Origin of the sequence: Actinomadura sp. 1N219 (assembly GCF_044326405.1) — a bacterium.
In the GTDB taxonomy this organism is placed as follows: domain Bacteria; phylum Actinomycetota; class Actinomycetes; order Streptosporangiales; family Streptosporangiaceae; genus Spirillospora.
Genome location: NZ_JBIRAY010000001.1, coordinates 612,453 through 630,998 on the forward strand (window position 1 = coordinate 612,453; position 18,546 = coordinate 630,998).

The 18,546-nt window shown below is 71.1% G+C and carries 16 protein-coding genes; 4 read left to right on the forward strand and 12 right to left on the reverse strand.

Going from position 1 to position 18,546, the window contains the following annotated elements:
* Positions 1-48 precede the first annotated feature (48 nt).
* Positions 49-3,150 carry an AfsR/SARP family transcriptional regulator gene (locus ACH35V_RS02780; RefSeq protein WP_395969909.1) on the forward strand — a complete coding sequence of 1,034 codons (3,102 nt, stop codon included), beginning with the start codon at positions 49-51 and terminating at the stop codon, positions 3,148-3,150.
* A gap of 225 nt (positions 3,151-3,375) precedes the next feature.
* On the opposite strand, the gene ACH35V_RS02785 is transcribed toward ACH35V_RS02780, so the two are convergent.
* Positions 3,376-3,897, reverse strand: a complete 522-nt coding sequence (locus tag ACH35V_RS02785) for a nuclear transport factor 2 family protein (protein WP_395969910.1) — start codon at positions 3,895-3,897, stop codon at positions 3,376-3,378.
* A gap of 122 nt (positions 3,898-4,019) precedes the next feature.
* Between ACH35V_RS02785 and ACH35V_RS02790 the strand changes: the two genes are divergently transcribed.
* Entirely contained in the window at positions 4,020-4,844 is an 825-nt protein-coding gene (locus ACH35V_RS02790; protein WP_395969911.1) for a LysR family transcriptional regulator, read from the forward strand.
* Positions 4,845-4,848: 4 nt separating this feature from the next.
* Here ACH35V_RS02790 and ACH35V_RS02795 read toward each other — a convergent pair whose 3' ends face one another.
* The gene (locus ACH35V_RS02795) at positions 4,849-5,682 is read right to left on the reverse strand and encodes an aldo/keto reductase (RefSeq protein WP_395969912.1); all 834 of its coding nucleotides are present in this window, start codon (positions 5,680-5,682) and stop codon (positions 4,849-4,851) included.
* A gap of 103 nt (positions 5,683-5,785) precedes the next feature.
* On the opposite strand from ACH35V_RS02795, the gene ACH35V_RS02800 reads away from it, so the two are divergent.
* Positions 5,786-7,195, forward strand: a complete 1,410-nt coding sequence (locus ACH35V_RS02800) for a phytoene desaturase family protein (protein ID WP_395969913.1) — start codon at positions 5,786-5,788, stop codon at positions 7,193-7,195.
* Between the two features lie 17 nt (positions 7,196-7,212).
* On the opposite strand, the gene ACH35V_RS02805 is transcribed toward ACH35V_RS02800, so the two are convergent.
* From ACH35V_RS02805 to ACH35V_RS02850, 10 genes are read right to left on the reverse strand one after another with little or no spacing between them, the layout of a single operon-like run.
* Complete coding sequence (locus tag ACH35V_RS02805) at positions 7,213-7,995, reverse strand: crotonase/enoyl-CoA hydratase family protein (RefSeq protein WP_395969914.1); 783 nt, start codon at positions 7,993-7,995, stop codon at positions 7,213-7,215.
* A 20-nt stretch (positions 7,996-8,015) separates the two neighbouring features.
* Complete coding sequence (gene iaaH / locus ACH35V_RS02810; protein ID WP_395969915.1) at positions 8,016-9,416, reverse strand: indoleacetamide hydrolase; 1,401 nt, start codon at positions 9,414-9,416, stop codon at positions 8,016-8,018.
* Positions 9,417-9,432: 16 nt separating this feature from the next.
* A complete protein-coding gene (locus tag ACH35V_RS02815; RefSeq protein WP_395969916.1) occupies positions 9,433-10,071 on the reverse strand; it encodes an NADPH-dependent F420 reductase in 639 nt (212 codons plus the stop codon).
* Positions 10,068-11,168: an ABC transporter substrate-binding protein gene (locus ACH35V_RS02820; RefSeq protein ID WP_395969917.1), complete on the reverse strand. Its 1,101-nt coding sequence runs from the start codon at positions 11,166-11,168 to the stop codon at positions 10,068-10,070. The genes ACH35V_RS02815 and ACH35V_RS02820 overlap by 4 nt, the downstream gene beginning before the upstream one ends.
* The gene (locus ACH35V_RS02825; RefSeq protein ID WP_395969918.1) at positions 11,165-12,079 is read right to left on the reverse strand and encodes an ABC transporter permease; all 915 of its coding nucleotides are present in this window, start codon (positions 12,077-12,079) and stop codon (positions 11,165-11,167) included. The genes ACH35V_RS02820 and ACH35V_RS02825 overlap by 4 nt, the downstream gene beginning before the upstream one ends.
* A gap of 5 nt (positions 12,080-12,084) precedes the next feature.
* Positions 12,085-12,879: an ABC transporter ATP-binding protein gene (locus ACH35V_RS02830; protein ID WP_395969919.1), complete on the reverse strand. Its 795-nt coding sequence runs from the start codon at positions 12,877-12,879 to the stop codon at positions 12,085-12,087.
* A gap of 22 nt (positions 12,880-12,901) precedes the next feature.
* Positions 12,902-14,212 carry a phenylacetate--CoA ligase PaaK gene (gene paaK / locus ACH35V_RS02835; protein ID WP_395969920.1) on the reverse strand — a complete coding sequence of 437 codons (1,311 nt, stop codon included), beginning with the start codon at positions 14,210-14,212 and terminating at the stop codon, positions 12,902-12,904.
* Entirely contained in the window at positions 14,209-15,177 is a 969-nt protein-coding gene (locus ACH35V_RS02840; protein WP_395969921.1) for an aldo/keto reductase, read from the reverse strand. The genes paaK and ACH35V_RS02840 overlap by 4 nt, the downstream gene beginning before the upstream one ends.
* Positions 15,178-15,203: 26 nt before the next feature.
* Positions 15,204-16,055: an inositol monophosphatase family protein gene (locus ACH35V_RS02845; RefSeq protein WP_395969922.1), complete on the reverse strand. Its 852-nt coding sequence runs from the start codon at positions 16,053-16,055 to the stop codon at positions 15,204-15,206.
* Entirely contained in the window at positions 16,036-17,493 is a 1,458-nt protein-coding gene (locus ACH35V_RS02850) for an amidase (protein ID WP_395969923.1), read from the reverse strand. Before ACH35V_RS02850 ends, ACH35V_RS02845 begins: the two co-directional genes overlap by 20 nt.
* A gap of 98 nt (positions 17,494-17,591) precedes the next feature.
* Between ACH35V_RS02850 and ACH35V_RS02855 the strand changes: the two genes are divergently transcribed.
* Entirely contained in the window at positions 17,592-18,545 is a 954-nt protein-coding gene (locus ACH35V_RS02855; protein WP_395969924.1) for a LysR family transcriptional regulator, read from the forward strand.
* Position 18,546 lies beyond the last annotated feature (1 nt).

An 18,546-nucleotide genomic window follows, 5' to 3' on the forward strand; every position in this document is an offset into this window, starting at 1 on the left:
GCCGTCATGAGTTACTTCTGAGTTGTGTTCGACGGGGGTGTCGAAGGCATGGCAACAGAAGGCGTGCATTTCCGTGTGCTCGGTCCGCTGGCGGTCAGCGTGGACGGGGCCGCGGTCGCGCCGCCCCGCTCTCCGGTCCTCCAGGGGCTGCTGGGCGTCCTGCTCCTGGCCCGGGGCGAGCCGCTGACGACCGGCCGCCTCGCCGAACTGGTGTGGACGGACCGCGCCGGCGAGACGAGCCGCGAGTCGGTCCACGTCGGCGTGTCCCGCCTGCGCAAATGGCTGACCGGCCTGGAGGCCGGCCTGGACACGGGCGGTCCCGGCCGGCCCGACCCGATCAAGATCGACTACCAGGACGGCTACCTGCTGGACTGCGCCGCGGACCGCTCGGACCTCGGCCGGTTCCTGGCGCTCGCCGGCGAGGCGGGCACGCTGACGGAGCCGGAGCACGTCCACCGGACGCTCTCGGCCGCCTTCGCCGAACGCAAGGGGCCGCTGCTCGCCGGCCTGTCGCGCATCGACCGGACGGACGCGCTCGTCCGCGGCCTGGAGGAGGAGATCCGGGGCGCCGCGATGGGCTTCGCCGCCACCGCCCTGGACGCGGGCGCCCCCGAGAGCGCGGTCACGGCCGTCAGCGCGCTGACCTCGGAACTTCCGTTCGACGAGCCGCTGCACGCCGTCCTCATCGACCTGCTGATGGCGAGCGGACGGTCGGCGGAGGCGCTGCAGACGTACCGGCGGCTCAGCGAGCACCTCGTCGAGGAACTCGGCGTCGAGCCGAGCGAGGAGGTCCAGCGGGCGCACATGCGCGTCCTGTCCGCGAACCGCACGCTCGACGATCGGGACGCCCCGCCGGAGCCTCCGCTGCCGCCGCCCGCCCAGCTCCCGCCCGACATCCCCGACTTCACCGGCCGGCGCACCGAGGTGGTGGACCTGGCCGAGACCCTCATCGGAGGCGGCGGGTCCGCGCGGAACCGGACCATGGCCGTCGCGACCGTCGCGGGAATGGGCGGCGTGGGCAAGACGACGGTGGCCGTCCACGTCGCGCACCAGATCGCGAGCTTCTTCCCCGACGGGCAGCTGTACGCGAACCTGCGCGGCGACTCGGCGGACCCCGCCGACACGGCGGAGGTGCTCGGCCGGTTCCTCCGCACGCTCGGCATGCCCGGCGCGGGCATCCCGCCGTCGCTGGACGAACGCGTGGCGCTGTACCGGAGCCGGCTCGCCGGGAGCAGGATCCTCGTCGTCCTCGACAACGCCGCGGCGGAGCCCCAGGTGCGGCCGCTGCTGCCCGGAACCCCGGCCGCGGCCGTGCTCATCACCAGCCGCAACGCCCTCGTCGGCCTGGAGGGCGCGAAGCTGCTCAACCTCGACGTGCTGTCGTCCGCGCAGGCCGTCCAGCTGATCGCGACCATCATCGGCGAGCAGCGCGTCGCGGCCGAGCCGGACGCCGCCGTGGAGCTCGCCCGGCTGTGCGGCCACGTCCCGCTGGCGGTGCGGATCGCCGCGGCCCGGCTGCTCGGCCGCGGCCACTGGACGCTCGCGCACCTCGCGGGCCTCCTGCGGGAGGAGCGCCGCCGCCTCGACGAGCTGGTCGCCGGCGACCTGGAGGTGCGGGCCGGGTTCGAGATGAGCTACCGGCTGCTGCCCGCCGAGACCCGGCGCGTGTTCCGGCTGACCGGGCTGCTCCACGCCCCCGACTTCGCGTGCTGGACGGTCGCCGCGCTGCTCGACCGTCCCATCCCCGAGGTGCAGCGGCACCTGGAGACGCTGATCGACGCGCACCTCGTCGGCATCACCGGCGTGGACGAGACGGGCCAGCTCAGGTACCGGCTGCACGACCTGCTCCGGCTGTACGCGCGCGAGCTCGCCGAACGCGACGACCCGGAGCCGGAGCGCGACGCGGCGATGCGGCGCGCGCTCGGGGGCTGGCTGTCGCTGGCGGAAGAGGCGGCGGAGCATGTCCCCGGGCCGTGCTACGCCGCCATGCACGGGCCCGCTCCGCGCTGGTCGCCGCCGCCGTCCGTCACGACACGGCTGCTGGCCGACCCGATGCAGTGGTTCAACTCCGAACGGTCCGCGCTCGTAGCCGAGGTCGGACACGCCTGCGAGCTGCGCTTCACCGACTTCGCCTGGGACCTGGCGGCGTCCCTGGAGAAGTATTGCGACATCCGCGGCCTGTACGACGACTGGCGCCGCATGCACGAGCGCACGCTGACGCTGTGCCGGGAGACGGGCGACAAGCGCGGCGAGGCCGTGATCCTGCGCGGGCTCCTCGAGGTCACCACCTGGACGTCGCCGCCCGGGTCCGGGACGGCCATGACCCGCATGCGCAAACTCGCCGTCCGGCTCCTGGACCTGTTCACCGAGCTGGACGACCCGGTCGGGATCGCGGACGCGCTCGTCGCGATGGTCTGGGCCAAGGTGGCGGAGGGCGACACCACCGAGGCGCTGGCCCTCGCGGACCGCTCGCTGCGCGTCGCGCGCGAGGCGGGCCACACCGGCGGGCAGGCGCGGGCGCTGCACGTCATGGCCATCGCGCACGGCGAGGGCAACCCGCACGACGCGCTCGAATGCCTCGTGGAGGCGCGGGTGATCGCCGAAGGGCTGGGCAACCCCCGTCTCACCGCGACGATCGTGCAGTTCCTCGGCGCCGCCCGCGCCCTGACCGGCGACATCACGGCCGGCCGGGAGCTGCTGGACGAGTCGATCATGATGGCGCGCAACCTCGGCGACCGCTACCTGGAGACGTTCTCGCTGCTCTACCTCGCCAAGCTGTTCGTCGCGACCGGGGACGGCAGGGCCAGGGCGACGCTCGACCTCGCGCTGACCTACAGCCGGACGGGCAACTTCCGCCACCATCTCGCCGACGCGCTGGGCGTCCTCGGCGAGCTGAACCTCGCCGAGGGCGACGTCCCGGCGGCCGTCGCCTCCCTCGAACGCTCGGTGCAGGTCTGGCGCACCCGCGGCTGGATCCCGTTCCTGGCCCGCGCCCTGCGCGCCCTCGGCGACGCGCAGGCCGCCGGCTGCGACCACGACGCCGCCCGCGCGAGCTGGACGGAGGCGCGCGAGCTGTTCGACCGGATCGACGACGCCGCCGGGCACACCTCTGTCGCGGAGCGCCTCGCGTCCGGGGACATTATCGGCTGACCGATCCGGCCGTTCCGCGTTAGCCGCCAGGTTAGCGATCGGTAAGGCCCTGCTCGGTAGCGTCGAGTACAGCACGGCGACACGGCACCGTGCGCGATAGCGATTCTCCGTCGTGGGGCCAACTGACGCGGGGGCGCAGTTGACAGTCGGGGGCTCGAGGTCGATAGAGATCCGCCATTCCGGCCGGGACCGCCCCGTCCCGGCCGGTGGCTCGACGCCGGCCGATCATGCGCCGAAAATGGTCGCGGGGTCGCCGGTGTACCAGGTGTTGTCGATGCGCATCCGGCGGATCACCCACCGTTCGCCGTCGCGGACGAGTTCGACGTCGTAGGGGTTCTTCAGCAGGGCGAAAGTGTCGTGGTCGGCGGTGAGGAGATGCTGGGCCTCGACCAGGGCCGTCAGCCGCGCCGCGCCGCTGTCGCTTTCGGCGTTGATGGCGATGCGGGGATTGGTGACCTGGTGCGTGGTGTCGACCCGTCCGGTGAACGAGGCCAGGATCGTGGTGACGATCGTGTCCCGTCCGGCCATGACCGGCGGACGGCCGCCCCACCTGGCCGCGGCCGGACGGAAATCCAGCTCGGCGTCGGCGGCGAAAGCCGAGGCGAACAGGGCCGCGTCCTTGAGGTCCTGGCCGAGGGCGAAACGGTACAGCGCGTCGAGGATCTCGGCGCGGTCCCGCAGTTCCCGGACGACCGCGTCCCTGTCGGCCGCTGAAGCGGACACAGCGTGCTCATCGGTGCCGTACATGCTCGCTCCCATAAAGGTCAGAAGGTGTTTCAGCCGGTTCCAGCCTGGGCGGGGGAGCGAGGCCGATCAATGCGCGACCGGGCAAGTATCGTGAAGCTGGAATTAACGATCTGGGGGGCGCCGTGCTGGAACGGCATGAGGTGGAGGCGTTCCTCACGCTCGCCGAGGAACTGCATTTCGGCCGTACCGCCGAACGCCTGCACGTGTCCACGGCCCGGATCAGCCAGACCATCGCCAAGCTGGAACGGCGCGTCGGCGTCCCGCTGTTCGACCGCACCAGCCGCCGCGTGGAGCTGACGGCCGTCGGACGGCGGCTGTACGAGGACGTCCGTCCCGCCTGGGATCAGATCAGCGCGGCGGTCGAACAGGCCGTCAGCACGGGCCGCGGCCTCGCCGGCACGCTACGGGCGGCGTTCGTCGGCGCGGCTGCCGGGCAATTGCTCGCCGGGGTGACGGAGCTGTTCAGGAAGCGGCATTCTGACTGCGACGTTCAGCTCCGCGAAGCCCAGATCGCGGATGCGATCCCGTGGTTGCGAGCCGGTGAAATCGACGTCGCGCTCGACACTTTCCCCATTGACGAACCCGGCATCGTCATGGGCCCGGTTCTGGTCTCGGAAGCGCGAATGGTGGCCGTCCCGTCCGGGCATCCTTTCGCTCGCCGCGAGTCGGTTTCCGCAGCAGACCTGGCGCGGACGGAAGTCCTGGAACCCGGCCCTTCGGCGTCGACGCTCAACGAGATGCTCACTCTCGTCGGCGCAGGCCACGGCGTCTTTCCGGTCGGCGCGCAGACCAGGCGCTACTACGCACGGCCCGACGTCGCCTACGTCCTTCTCGACGATGCCCCGCCCCTGCATTGGGGGCTGCTGTGGCGGGCCGACGTCGCCACTGCCCGCGTCCGCGCCTTCGCCCAGGCCGCGCACGACCTGCTCCACCCCAAAACGGCCTAACGGCTTAACGGCCCAGTTGGTCGAGGCGTCGGAACTGGTCGTCGCTCAGCCGCAGGTCCGCAGCGGCGACGTTCTCCTCCAGATGGGCGATCGACCCTGTGCCCGGAATCGGCAGGACGACCGGAGAACGTTCGAGCAGCCAGGCCAGCGCGACCTGCGCAGCCGTCGCACCGGTCTCGGCGGCCACGGCGGCGATCTCGTCCGCCCCCTTGGACGCCGCCGGATGCACGGGCCGCCACGGCAGGAAGGCGATCCCGGCCGCGGTGCACGCGTCCAGGACGGCCTCGTGCTCACGGTCGAGCACGCTGTACCGGTTCTGCACGCTGACGACGTCGACGATCTCCCGCGCCCGATCGAGCTGGCCGACGCTGACCTCCGACAGCCCGATATGGCCGATCTTCCCCTGGAGCTGCATCTCGCGGAGCGCGCCCAGCTGGTCGGCGAGGGGCACCTTCGGGTCGACGCGATGCAGCTGGAGCAGTTCGAGCCGCTCGACGCGCAGCCGGCGCAGTCCCTGTTCGACCTGGTCGCGGAGGAACTCCGGCCGTCCGCAGATGTCGGCCTCGCGGGGCGGTTCCGGCGGCGCGACGCCGACCTTCGTGGCGATGAGCAGGTCGTCCGGGTACGGGTGCAGCGCCTCGGCCAGCAGTTCCTCGTTGGCGCCCCACCCGTACAGGTGCGCGGTGTCGATCAGCGTCACGCCCAGCTCGACCGCGCGCCGGGCCACGGCGATCGCGCCGTCCCGGGCCTGCCGGGGCTCGGTCGGCAGATGCATCGCCCCGAACCCGAGCCGCCGCACGTCCCGCTCGCCCGCGATGCGGAAACTACGCGCTGTCACCTTTTCGCCCCCAACCTCAAGATCAGCCAAGATAACAGCAGCCGCCGGGCTCTACGCTGGGGACGAGTTCGACCATGACGGCTTCGAGGCGGGGGACTGCTGCGTGACCAGCGCGATCGTGGTGGGCAGCGGGCCCAACGGACTCGCCGCCGCGCTCACGCTCGCCGCCGCGGGAGTGCGCGTCACGGTGATCGAGGCCGCGGACACCCTGGGCGGCGGGACGAGGTCGAGCGAACTCACGCTCCCCGGCCTGATCCACGACGAATGCTCGGGCTTCCACCCCCTCCTGCTCGGCTCCGCTTTCGTCCAGCGGTTCGACCTGACCAATGCGGGGCTGACCTACCGCTGGGCGGACGCCGAGTTCACCCACCCCCTGGACGACGGCCGAGGCGCGACCCTATGGCGCTCGATCGAAAAGACAGCCTCCGCCCTCGGACGTGACGCCGCCGCCTGGCACAGCGTGTTCGCCCCCCTCGCCAAGCGTTTCGACGCCATCGGCAAGGAATTCCTGCAGCCCATGCTGCACGTCCCGCGCCATCCGGTGGGCCTGGCCCGGTTCGGCTTGCGCGCCGCGCTGCCCGCGTCCGTGCTGGGCCGCCGCTGGCGCACACCGGAGGCGCGCGCGCTCTTCGGCGGCGCGGCGGCGCACGCGCTGAGCCCGTTCGGCGGCGTGCTGTCGTCCGCCATCGGGGTCGCGCTCACGACCGCCGCGCACGCCTACGGATGGCCGGTCGCCGAAGGGGGATCGGCCGCGATCCGCGACGCGATCCTCGCCCGCGCCCACGAACACGGCGTCACCATCGAGACCGGACGCACAGTGCGTTTCATCGACGAACTAGACGCCGACATCGTCATGCTCGACACCGCACCCGGCGCTGCCCTCCAGATCGCCGGGCACCGGATGCCGCCCCGCGTGCGCCGCGCCTACCGGCGGTACCGCCACGGCCCGGCCGCGTTCAAGGTCGACTTCGCGGTGGCCGGGGGAGTGCCGTGGACGCACGAGCCGTCCCGGCAGGCCGGAACCGTCCATCTCGGCGGCGACTTTGAGGAGATGGCCGCCACCGAGAAACAGGTGAACGCCGGACGGATGCCCGAGCGCCCGTTCGTGCTGGTCGGGCAGCAGTACGTCGCGGACGAGACGAGATCCGTCCGGGACGTCCACCCGCTCTACGCCTACGCGCACGTCCCGGCGGGCTACACCGGCGACGCGACCGAGGCGATCATCGCGCAGATCGAACGGTTCGCCCCGGGCTTCCGCGACCGCGTCCAGGCGACGTCCGCGCGCTCCGCGACCGAGATGGCCCGCCACAACGCCAACTACGTCGGCGGCGACATCCTCACCGGCGCGAACACCCCGTCCCAGCTGGTGTTCCGCCCCCGCCTGGCCCTCGACCCGTACGCGACGGGCGCCCCCGGCGTCTACCTGTGCTCGGCCGCCACCCCGCCCGGAGCCGGAGCCCACGGCATGTGCGGCTACAACGCCGCCCAGTCCGCCCTCCGCAACCTCCGCTGACCCGCCTACACCTGCGCCTACCGGCCGGTGTAGACCGGGTCGCGGCCTTCTTTGAGGGCGGTCAGGCGTTCGGCGAAGTCGGCCGTGTCCAGCAGCCGGTAGAGCGTCGGGATCAGGTCGGCGAAGACCTGGTGGGCGTGCGCCTCGCGGGCGCGGCGGCCGAGTTCGAGCGTCGCGCGGACGGCGAGCGGCGGGTTGGCGGCGATCCTCTCGGCGATCTCGATGGCGCGCGGCAGCTGTTCGCCGGGAGGCACGACCTCCTGGACGAGCCCCAGCCGGACGGCCTCGTCAGCGCCCCAGCTCTCGCCGGTGAGGAGCCAGCGCATGGCGTTGCCCCAGCCCGCCTCCGCCGCCATCCGGACCGCGCCGCCGCCCGCCGGGGTGGTGCCCCTGCTGACCTCGCCCTGGCTGAAGCGGGTGCCGTCCGCGGCGATGCGGACGTCCGCGGCGAGCATGAGTTCGTGCGCCATCGCACCGACCGTTCCCTGGACGGCGACGACCAGCGGTTTCGACAGGCGGGTCGTCGTCCCGAAGGGGTTGATCTGGCCGGGACCGTCCGCGCTGTACGTGCGGGCCTGGAGGGTGGGCAGGAAGCTCTTCGGGTCGAGCCCGACGGAGAAGTCAGGGCCTTCCCCATATAGGACGACGGCTACGGCATCGTCGTTGTCGGCCCGGTGGTAGGCGGCGCCGAGCGCCTGGAGGGTGGGGGGATCGATGGCGTTGGACGTCCCCGGCCGGTCCAGCCGGATCAGCGCGAGCCGGTCGCGCCGCTCATAGTGCACCGTCTTGTTCGCGTTCATCGTGCGTCAGCTCCTGGGTGTCACAGGGGAGGGTGCGGCAGGGGCGGCAGCGCGCTTTCGACCGCTTCGCCGATGGCCAGGAGCCGGGCGTCGGACGAGTCGGGGCCGACGAGTTCGAGCCCGATCGGGAGGCCGTCGCGGGACAGCCCCGAAGGGATCGACAGGCAGGGGAGGCCGGCCGTGCTCGACGCGTCCGTGTTGCGGATGTAGGTGCGGAAGGTGTCGACGGCGGCGCCGTTCAGGTCGACCGTGACGTCCTCCCCGGCGGGCCGGTGCGGACGCGCGGGCAACGGGGTCGTGGGGACGACGAAGGCGCTGATGTCGTTTCCGGCGAAGTAGGCCGCGAAGGCCGCGCGCAGGGCAGGACGGTGGACGGCGAGGGCCGCGCGGTAGTCGGCGCCCGGAATCTGGTCTTCGTCCAGGATGGATTCGAGCGTCGCCCGCACCTGGGGGATCGCGACCTGGCTCACCAGTTCGCGCAGTGTCAGGGGCGAGGCGTGCTGGTAGAGGTAGGCGGAGAGTTCGCGGCCCACCTCGTACAGCACCACGGAGAAGCTGGCCGCCTCGTTGAGCCGCACCAGGTCGGGAATGTCCTGCTCGACGAGCACGGCGCCGCGTGCGGCGAGCGCGGACAGCGCGCTCTCGGTCGCCGCGGCGACGTCCGGGTCGAGATCGTCGAAGAAGAACCCGCGCGGCACGCCGAGCCGCAGACCGTCCAGGTCGGTTGTGGCGGCGGAGGTGCCGGAGGGGGCGCAGACGGCGTCGATGAGCCGGACGTCCGCGACGGAACGGGCGAGCGGCCCGGTCGTGTCGCGGGTGGACGAGATCGGCACGACGCCGCGCCCGTCGTAGCGTCCGTGCGTCGGCCGGAACCCGACGCAGCCGCACAGCGCGGCTGGGATGCGGCACGATCCGCCGGTGTCGGCGCCGAGCGCGGCGGGGACCAGCCCGGCGGCCACGCCCACGGCGGTCCCGCCGCTGCTCCCGCCGGGGATGTGGTCCTCGCGATAGGGGTTGCGGACGGTCCCGAACACCGGGTTGTTGCCCGTCATCCCGAAGGACAGCTCGCCCAGGGCCTGCTTGCCCATGAGCGTGCCTCCGGCGTCCAGCAGGGACTGCGCGATGGGGGCGTTGCGGCGCGGGCGCGAGCCGCGCAGGGCCGGGGTGGACGCCGTCGTGGGGAGGTCGGCGGTGTCGATGATGTCCTTCAGCGCGAACGGCAGCCCGTGGAGGGGCCCCGTTGGAGCGTTCTTAACCGACTGCCGGATGAGGTCGGGTTCGTGCGAGATGTAGGAGTTCAGGCGCGCCAGCCGCTCCGTCCGCTCGATCAGCGCCTCGACGTACTCGGCGAGCTTCAGCTCCCCGTCGCGCAGCCGCCGGACCGCCTCGACGGCGGACAGCCAGTGCAGATCTTCAGCCATGAGTGCTCACCCTGCCCTAGCGCGCGATGGTCAGGGCGAACGGGACCATCCCGTGGTTGCGCAGGATCGACGGGACGATCAGCATGAGCGCCTCCGGGCCGCGCGCGGTGGCGACGTCCCCGAGGTCCTCGATCCAGTCGGCGGGCCAGCCGAGGTCGCCCAGCAGCGCCGCGACGGTCGTCTTCGCGTCGGCGTCGTCGCCGGACAGGAACGCGGTCGGCGGCGCCTTGAGGCTGTGCGGGTCGACGATGACGGTGAACAGCATGGTGTTGAGCGTCTTGACGACCTTGGTGTCCGGCAGCGCCTCCTGGAGGTGCTCGGCCAGGCTGCCGCCCGGGTAGACCAGGCCGCCCGGCATCCCGTCGGTCCCGCGCACCGTGGCGTTGGCGACGTCCACGAGGACCTTCCCGGACAGGACGTCGCGCAGGGCGCCGAGCCTTTCCACGGAGGTGTCGCCGGGCGTCGCATTGACGACGATCCCGGCATTTTCGGCGGCGGCGGCCGTGCCGGTGACCGTCACCGGTTTCCCGGCCCATGTGGACGCGACGTCTGCGGGATTGCGGCTGCCGATGGCGACCTCATGCCCCGCTTCCGCGAGTTTGGCGGCGAGGGCGCCGCCGACGCGCCCGGACCCGAGAATGGCGATGTTCGTCATGTCTTGCTCCCGTTGCTGGTCAGCCAGGTGTCGGCCGTGGACAGGGTCGCCTTGCGATCGAAGGCGTTGACCTTCTGGAGGATGTCCGGGACGAGGAATTCGTTGAGGTCGACGGAGCCGTCGATCACGCCGGCTTCGCGAAGGAGGCTCTGGGCGTTGCCCCAGCGGTCCGGTCTGATCTCTCCGAAGTTCTGCTTGTCGAAGGGGACGAGGGTCTTGGACAGGGCGTCGAGGAGTCCCCTGGCCTGCTCGGCGTCGCTCCACTGCTCGGGGGCGACCTGGCGCGTGGCCGCTTCCGCGACCTTGGGACGTTCTAGGCCCACGTAGGTCCCCCTGGCAAGAGCCCGGAAGAACCTGACCAGCACATCGCTCTTCTTCAGCGTCTCCGCGCGCACGATGTAACCACCGACGGGAATGCCTTCGAGGCCCTCGGGGGTGATGTCCCTGACGGGTAGTCCGGCCTCGTCGAAGGCGAAGAAATCGGTGAGCGTCCCGGCGTAGGCGGCGATGCGCCCCGACTCCAGCGTCTGCGCCACCGAAGGGCTGCCCGGCCCGACCATCGTCGTCTTGACGTCGTCGATGCCCATCCCGGCCTTTTTCAACGCGGCGGTGAGATACGCGCGGTCCTGGTCGGGGGAGGCGAGCCCGACGTTCTTTCCCTTGAGGTCGGCGACCTTCTTGATGGGGCTTTTCTCGGGGACGACGAGGCCGATGAGGAACCCGTTCCCGCCGGTGCGCTCGTCGTATGCCAGGCGCAGACCGTCCGATTTCAGGGCCGCGGATATCGCGTCGGTGGCGGCGACGAGGCCGACGTCGGCCTTGCTGTTCTCCACCAGCCCGGCGATCGGGATGTTGTCGCTCACCGGGGCGAGCTTCACCGTGATGCCCTCTTCTTTGAAGAACCCGAGCTTCTCGGCGATGACCTCGTTGAAGGTGAACAGCGAATTGGGCGCGGGAGTGGCGAGCGTCAGCGTGCCGTCCGCGCCGCCCGAGGTCTTCCCCGCGCTCCCGCAAGCGGACAGCGCGGTGGCCAGCAGGACGGCCGCCATTGCCCCGGCCACCGGCCGGGCGTGACGGTTCGACAGCGTTCTTCTCATGAGACCTTTTCCTCCTCCGAAGCCGAAGGGTTCGAGGTCGCGGACTCGGCGGGGCGTGCCGGCGTTTCGCCGAGCCGCCGCCGGACGCTTCTCTCCCGGCTCCTGGTCTTGGACGTCAACCGGCCGGAATGCCGCCAGAAGACGATGGTGCGGTCGGCGAGGCCGATGGCGGCGTAGAGCAGCAGCCCCATCGCGGTCAGGACCAGGACGACGGCGAACGCGTCGTCCTGATTCAGTTGCGAGCTGTACCTCTGGACGAGGAACCCGAGCCCTTTCTGCGCCGACACGATTTCGGCGACGACCGCGCCCGCGAGCGCGAGCGTGAGCCCGATTCGCAGCCCCGCGAAGATCATCGGCGCGGCGGTGGGGAGGAGCAGGCTGAGGAACGTCCGCTTCCTTCCGGCGCGCAGCGACCGGAAGAGCTCCTCGGCGTCGGGGTCCGGGGCGAGCAGGCCCGTGAGCGCGTTCACGAACACCGGGAAGAACGCGATCATCCCGGCGATCACGATCTTCGAGGTGTAGCCGAAGCCGAACGCCGAGATCAGGAGCGGCGCGATGGACAGCATCGGCAGGACCTGCAGCGTCACCGCGTACGGGTACACCATCTGCCTGACCAGGCGCGACGACCCGGCCGCCAGGGCCGTGCCGATCCCGAGCACCGCCGCCGCGCCGAACCCGGCCAGGGTCTCGTAGAAGGTGGCGAGGAGGTGCTCCCAGACGATCCCGGTGGAGAACAGCTCGTAGGTCGCGACGAGGACGTCCCAGGGGCGGGGCAGGATCAGGTCGCTGACCCAGCCCCGGGTGTTCGCCAGATCCCACAGGACGACGACGACCGCGAACAGGGCCGCCGGGGCGATCACACGTCCGCGCCCGCGCCCGGACATCCGTGCCGTGCCGCGCTTGCCGTTCACCGCGCTCAACCCCCTTCGGCCTGGACGAGTTGAAGCCCGTCGCGCACCGTCGAGGCCAATTCCTGGAACTGCGGGGAATGGGCCATGTCGAGCGAGCGGGGCCGCGGCAGCGAGACGGTCACGTCGGCCGCGACCGTTCCCGGCCTGGGCGTCATCACGACGATGCGGTCCGACAGCAGGACGGCCTCGGAAATGCTGTGCGTGACGAAGAGCGTCGCCGACGCCGTCCGTTCATGGATCTTCAGCAGTTCGAGGTTCAGGAGCTCGCGCGTCAGCTCGTCCACCGCGCCGAACGGCTCGTCGAGAAGGCGCACGCCGGCCCCGGTCATCATCAACCGGGCCAGCGCCACCCGCTGCTGCATGCCGCCGGAGAGCTGCTCGGGAAAGTGGTGTTCGAACCCTTCGAGGTTGAAAAGGGCGAGCAGCCGCATGGCCTCGCGGAGGTCGCCGCCTCTGACTTTCCGGTGCATCCGGACGGGCAAGAGGACGTTCTCCAACGACGTCTTCCAAGCGAGGAGCGCGGGCCGCTGGAACATCATGCCGACGTCCCGCCGCGGCGCGGTGACCGCCTCGCCGTGGACGTCGACCGACCCGTCCGCGCACGGCGTCAAACCGGCGATGACGCGCAGCAGGGTCGACTTTCCGCAGCCGCTCGGCCCGACGATCGAGACGAATTCCTCGGGCCCCACGGAAAGGTCCAGATCTCTGATCGCCTCGACCCCGCCGTCGAATCTCTTCCCGACCCCGCGCAACCGCACGGCGACGCCCGCGGAACCATTGGAGCTGGATTTCGCTCTCACGCCTGGCCTCCTCTCCGGGGCCTTACCTGGGTGGACGTTCGTCAATGACGCGCCGCATCTTCCCTGCCGACCGCTCGATCCCGCCGGGGTCTACGACCTCGACGTCGACGCTGACCCCGATCGTGTTCTTGATCAGCCCCCGCACGCGCTCCCCGGCCTTCGCCCCCGATCCGGCGGCCACGGCGCCGCGCCGTTCCACGCGCACGGTCAACCCGTCGAGAGCACCCCGGCGCGTCAGCACGCACTGGAAATGCGGCGCCAATTCGTCCGTGCTCAGCAGCAATTCCTCGATCTGCGTGGGAAACAGGTTCACCCCGCGCAGAATGATCATGTCGTCGGTCCGGCCGGAGATCCGCGCGATCCGGCGCATCGGCCGGGCCGTCCCCGGCAGCAGCCGGGTCAGGTCGCGGGTGCGGTACCGGATCACCGGCATCGCCTGCCTGGTCAGTGTGGTCAGCACCAGTTCGCCCTCGCGGCCGTCCGGCAGCACGTCACCCGTCGCCGGGTCGACGATCTCGGGATAGAAGTGGTCCTCCCACAGCTGCAGGCCGTCCTTGGTCTCGGCGCATTCCTGCGCCACCCCCGGCCCGACGATCTCGGACAACCCGTAGATGTCGACGGCGTCGATGCCGAGCCGGCCCTCGACCTCCCGCCGCATCTCCTCCGTCCACGGCTCGGCGCCGAAGATCCCGACGCGCAGCGACGTCGAGCGCGGGTCGACGCCCTGCCGCTCCATCTCGTCGATCAGCGCGAGCAGGTAGGACGGGGTGACCGCGATGATGTCCGGCCGCAGGTCGCGGATCAGCAGGACCTGCCGTCCGGTCATCCCGCCCGACACCGGGATCACCGCGCAGCCCAGCCGCTCCGCCCCCGCGTGGAGCCCGAGCCCGCCGGTGAACAGCCCGTAGCCGTAGGCGTTGTGCAGCCGGTCGCCGGGCCTTCCGCCCGCCGCGCGGATGCTGCGCGCGACGACGCCCGCCCACGTCTCCAGGTCGTCGCGCGTATAACCGACGATGGTCGGCCGCCCGGTGGTGCCGGACGACGCATGAACGCGCGCCACCCGCTCCTCCGGGACGGCGAACATCCCGTACGGGTAGTTCGCGCGCAGGTCGTCCTTGGTCGTGAACGGCAGTTTGGGCAGGTCGGAGAGGGTGCGGATGTCGTCCGGGTGGGTTCCGGACGCGTCCAGGGCCGTCCGGTAGTGGGGCACATTCTCGTAGGCGTGCCGGACCGTCCAGCGCAGCCTTTCGAGCTGGACGGCGCGCAACTCGTCAACGGACGCCGTCTCGATCGCTTCGAGCCCCTCGGCGTCGGCGCGCGTCGGCCGGTTCACCGGAAGATGTCCGAGATGCGGGTGTGCTCTTTCTCGTCCAGCCGGATGTCCATCGCCTCGCGGACGGCGTCCCAGTGCGCGGACGTGCGCGGCGCGACGATCGGCGCGGTGACGGCGGGATGGTCGCGGAGCCACGCGAGGGCCAGCCCGGAGACGCTCGCCGACAGCTCCCGCGCGACCTCGCGGAGCGCGGCGACCTTCTCCAGGTTTCCCGGCGAATAGAAGCCCTTGTAGTACAGGTCGCCTGCGACGGCGATGCGGCTGCCGGCCTCCGGCGGCGCCCCGTCGAGGTACCGCTCGGACAGCACCCCGCCCGCGAGCGGGGAGAACGGCGTGTACCCGAGCCCCTCGCCCACCACCAGCGGCAGCAGCTCGGCCTCGTCGCCGCGGTCGAGGAGGTTCAGCCGGTTCTCGACGGTGACCGGACGGTGCAGACCTTTCTCATCTGCAGTCCGCAGAATGTCCTCCAGGAGCGCGCGGTCGACGTTGCTGACCCCGTACGCCCCGATGGCCTCGGCGTCCTGGGCGGCGGAGAACGCCTCCAGCGTCTCGGCGATCGGCGTCCCCGGGTCGGGGACGTGCGACAGGTACAGATCGACCCGTCCGAGCCGCTCGACGCTCCGCGCCAGCCGCCGCTCGATGTGCTTCGCCGAAAGGTCCCTGGCCCGGGAGCCGTCCGGGTTGCTGACCAGCCCGACCTTGGTCGACACGATCGCGTCCGCGGGCCGCCGCTCGTGCAGCCACCGGCCGACGACCTGCTCGCTCTCGCCGCCCCCGTAGGAGTCGGACGTGTCGACGATGTTGATCCCGAGCTCCCACGCCTCGTCGAGCCGCGCGAAGCCCTCCTCGGCGTTCAGCCCGAAGCCGCGCGTGCTCGTGGACGTGCCGACCCCGCCGATGGACCCGGCGCCGAACACGAATTCGCTGATCTCGATGCCGGACGCACCGAGCGGGACTTTACGCATTTTCGGATGCCTTCCTGCCTGTGAATTCATGCGATCGCCGAAAGGGTCTGGACGGCGGCGGCGTGCAGTGTCGGGGTCGCGGCGAGGAAGTCGTCGCTGTCGAGGCTCCACGGCCGCCCGCGCGTGTCGGAGACGACGCCGCCCGCCTCGGTGATGAGCAGCGCGCCCGCGAGCAGGCCGGAGCGGACCTGGCTGAACTGCCAGAAGACGTCCATCCGGCCGGCGGCGATCTGGATGAGCTGCAGCGTCGCGGGCACCGAGACCCGGATCACCATCGCGGCGTTGAGCATCGCGGTGACGGACGCCCCGATGCGGACGAACGTCTCCGCTGACTCGCCGGGCGCCGCCTGCCCCGTCCCGACGAGCGCCCCGTCGATCGCGGCCTTGGGGGAATGGCGCAGCGGCTTCCCATTGAGAAAGGCGCCCGCGCCCAAGACCGCCGTATACGTATCGTCGACCAGCGGCAGATGAACCGCGGTGACGACGGGCACGTTATCGCGGACAAGCGTCGCGGTGACGCCCCAGTCCGTCATGCCGTGAACGTGGTTGATATTGCCTTCGACGGGGTCGGCCACCCACCATTCCCCGTCCGGGAGCACGCCGCTTTCGAGTTCGTCGTCGACCCAGCCGACGTCCGGGCGGATCCGTGTCAGCGCGGGCTTCAGGATTTCGAGGGACGCCGCGTCGTTGGCGTAGATGCCGGCCACGACCTCGTCCCGTCCGGCGAGCCGCGGCGCGGTCGAGAACCGCTCCACCATCCGCGCCCCCGCCGCCCGCACCGCCGCCGCGACGAGCGGCACCAACTCCCGGTCTTCGGCCAGGGCCGGGCCGCCGCCCGCGAGGGACGGATTCAAACGATCATCCGAATGCAGCGACATCGCGGCTCTTTCCGCTGGAGGGGTCGATGGGGGTCGAGAATCCGGCTCTGGCCTCGATGACCTCGGCGGCGGCGAACACGGCGTCCTCCTCGAAGGGCCGTCCGATCACCTGGACGCCGAGCGGCGCGCCGCCCGCTTTGGTCACCGGGACGCCGAGCGCCGGAAACCCAAGCACCGGAACGGACATGAGCGGCCATTGCCGCCCCATCAACTCGGCCGTCCGCTCGACCGACTCCGCGTCCGACCCCATGGGGAACGGCGGCTCGCCGGACACCGGCGTCAAGATGAGCGGATACCGATCGGCAAACACCGAGAACTGCCGCCGGAGCATCCCGCGCCGCGCCCATCCGGCCACGAAATCTCCAAGCTCAACCGCACCGAACGCGTCCCGGTAAACGGCGAACATGAGGTCGAAGAACCGCCGGAAACCGGGGTCGCCGACACGCTCGACCTCACCCACCATCCCGATCGCGAACTCGGTGAGCGCCAGCTTCCACCACAGCTCGGCGGCCTCGCCGAACAGCGGCAGCTCCACCTCATCGACCTGGTAACCGGCGTCGGCCAGCCATCCGGCGGCCGTCCGCGTGGCCTCGACACTCTCCGCCGTGGACGACCCCCGCAGCCCCGGCCCACCAGGGTCGGTCACGACCGCGACACGCCCCCGCTCGGCCGCCACCGGAATCCGGCCGGCGAGGGCGATCGCCCGCGGATCCCGGGGATCGTAGCCCTCCATCGCCCGCAGCCCGAGCCGCAGGTCGGCGACCGTCCGGGCGAGCGGCCCCTGCTCCACGAACGCCTGCACGGCCATCGGCGGATCATGCGACGGCGACCCCGCCCACGCGGGAACCCGGCCGGGAGTGGGCCGCAGCCCGACGACACCGCAGCACGCCGCCGGATAGCGGATCGACCCGCCGATATCATTTCCCTGCGCCAGCGCACCCATTCCGAGCGCCACCGCGACTGCCGCCCCACCGCTGGACCCGCCCGGCGTCACCGCCGGATCCCACGGGTTGACCGTCGTGCCGTACAGGTCGTTCTCCGTCGTCCACCGGGTGGCGAACGGCGGGCAATTCGTCCGCCCCACGAAAATGGCCCCGGCGTCCAGCCAGCTCAAAGCCTGCGGATCGGTTTCAGTGGCGACGTGGTCCTTATAAGCGGCGACGCCCTCAGTAGTAGGAAGCCCCTCAACATTCGTGTTCACTTTGAAAGTCACAGGCACGCCGTGCAGCAACCCCGCCGCCGGCCCGTGCCGCAGCCGCGCGTCCGCCTTCCGCGCCGCGGCGAGCGCCTCGTCCTCCCGCACCTCGACAACGGCATTCGCCGCCGGATTGACGTCGGCGATCCGCGCGAGCACCGACCGGGTGGCCTCGACCGACGACACCGCCCCGGCGCGGAGCAGGCGCGCGACCTCGGTGGCGGACAGTTGCCAGATCTCCATGCCTCGCTCCTCGTACCAGGGGTTTCGTCCTGTCCCCGACACTAAGAGCGACCAGTAGTAATGGCCAGTGCATCTTTGATAGGGCTACATTTACTCTGGTGCACTTGGATCTGAACCTGCTGACCGCGCTGGACGCACTGCTGGAGCACAACAGCGTCGCGGGCGCGGCAGAACGGCTGAACCTGTCCGCCCCGGCGATGAGCCGCACCCTCGGACGGATCAGACGCGTCACCGGCGACCAGATCCTGGTGAGGGCCGGCCGCACGATGATTCCGACGCCCTACGCGCTGGAGATCCGCGGCGAGGTCCACGACCTCGTCCAGCGCGCCCGCGGCGTCCTACGCCCAGAACACGACCTAGACCTCGCGAATCTAGACCGCGCCTTCTCAGTACGAGGCCACGACGCAGTAACCACAGCAATCGCCCCGACCCTCCTGGCCACCGTCCGAGACCAGGCCCCAGGCGTAGCGATCAGACTCCTAGCCGAGGCGAGCAGCGACACCAACGAGCTACGCCACGGCCAGGTCGACCTAGAAATAGGCTCCACCGAACCGGACGTCCCGGAAATCAACCACCTCACTATCGGCCACGACCGCCTGGTCGCCGCCGTACGCCCAGACCACCCCTGCGCCGCCGCCGACCTCACCGCGGAACGCTTCGCCGAGGCCGATCACGTCATCGTCTCTCGCCGAGGCAGACTCAGCGACCCGATAGACACGTCCCTGGACGCCCTGGGCCTACGCCGCCGCGTCGTAGCATCCGTCCCCACAAGCACAGCAGCCCTCTATTTGGTCGCCGAGAGCGAACTAATGGTCGCGGTCCCCGAACACATGTGCCGCCCGACCTTGAACAAACTGGGCCTCCGCACCCGAACGCTGCCATTCGAGTTGCCACCCGTCCCGATCATCCTCGCCTGGCACCAGCGCTACGACAACGACCGTCCCCACATATGGCTCCGCACCCGCATCCGCGAATCCCTAGCCTTCTACGAACAAACAACCAGTCAGGCAGGCGGAACGGGCTTGAGCGGACGCCGCAACGCCCAAGCCTGAC

Excerpts from the sequence above, each read along its gene's own strand:
- ACH35V_RS02780 (WP_395969909.1), top strand. The coding sequence starts at position 49 with ATGGCAACAGAAGGCGTGCATTTCCGTGTGCTCGGTCCGCTGGCGGTC.
- ACH35V_RS02785 (WP_395969910.1), bottom strand. The coding sequence starts at position 3,897 with ATGTACGGCACCGATGAGCACGCTGTGTCCGCTTCAGCGGCCGACAGG.
- ACH35V_RS02805 (WP_395969914.1), bottom strand. The coding sequence starts at position 7,995 with ATGAACGCGAACAAGACGGTGCACTATGAGCGGCGCGACCGGCTCGCG.
- iaaH (WP_395969915.1), bottom strand. The coding sequence starts at position 9,416 with ATGGCTGAAGATCTGCACTGGCTGTCCGCCGTCGAGGCGGTCCGGCGG.
- ACH35V_RS02815 (WP_395969916.1), bottom strand. The coding sequence starts at position 10,071 with ATGACGAACATCGCCATTCTCGGGTCCGGGCGCGTCGGCGGCGCCCTC.
- ACH35V_RS02820 (WP_395969917.1), bottom strand. The coding sequence starts at position 11,168 with ATGAGAAGAACGCTGTCGAACCGTCACGCCCGGCCGGTGGCCGGGGCA.
- ACH35V_RS02840 (WP_395969921.1), bottom strand. The coding sequence starts at position 15,177 with ATGCGTAAAGTCCCGCTCGGTGCGTCCGGCATCGAGATCAGCGAATTC.
- ACH35V_RS02845 (WP_395969922.1), bottom strand. The coding sequence starts at position 16,055 with ATGTCGCTGCATTCGGATGATCGTTTGAATCCGTCCCTCGCGGGCGGC.
- ACH35V_RS02850 (WP_395969923.1), bottom strand. The coding sequence starts at position 17,493 with ATGGAGATCTGGCAACTGTCCGCCACCGAGGTCGCGCGCCTGCTCCGC.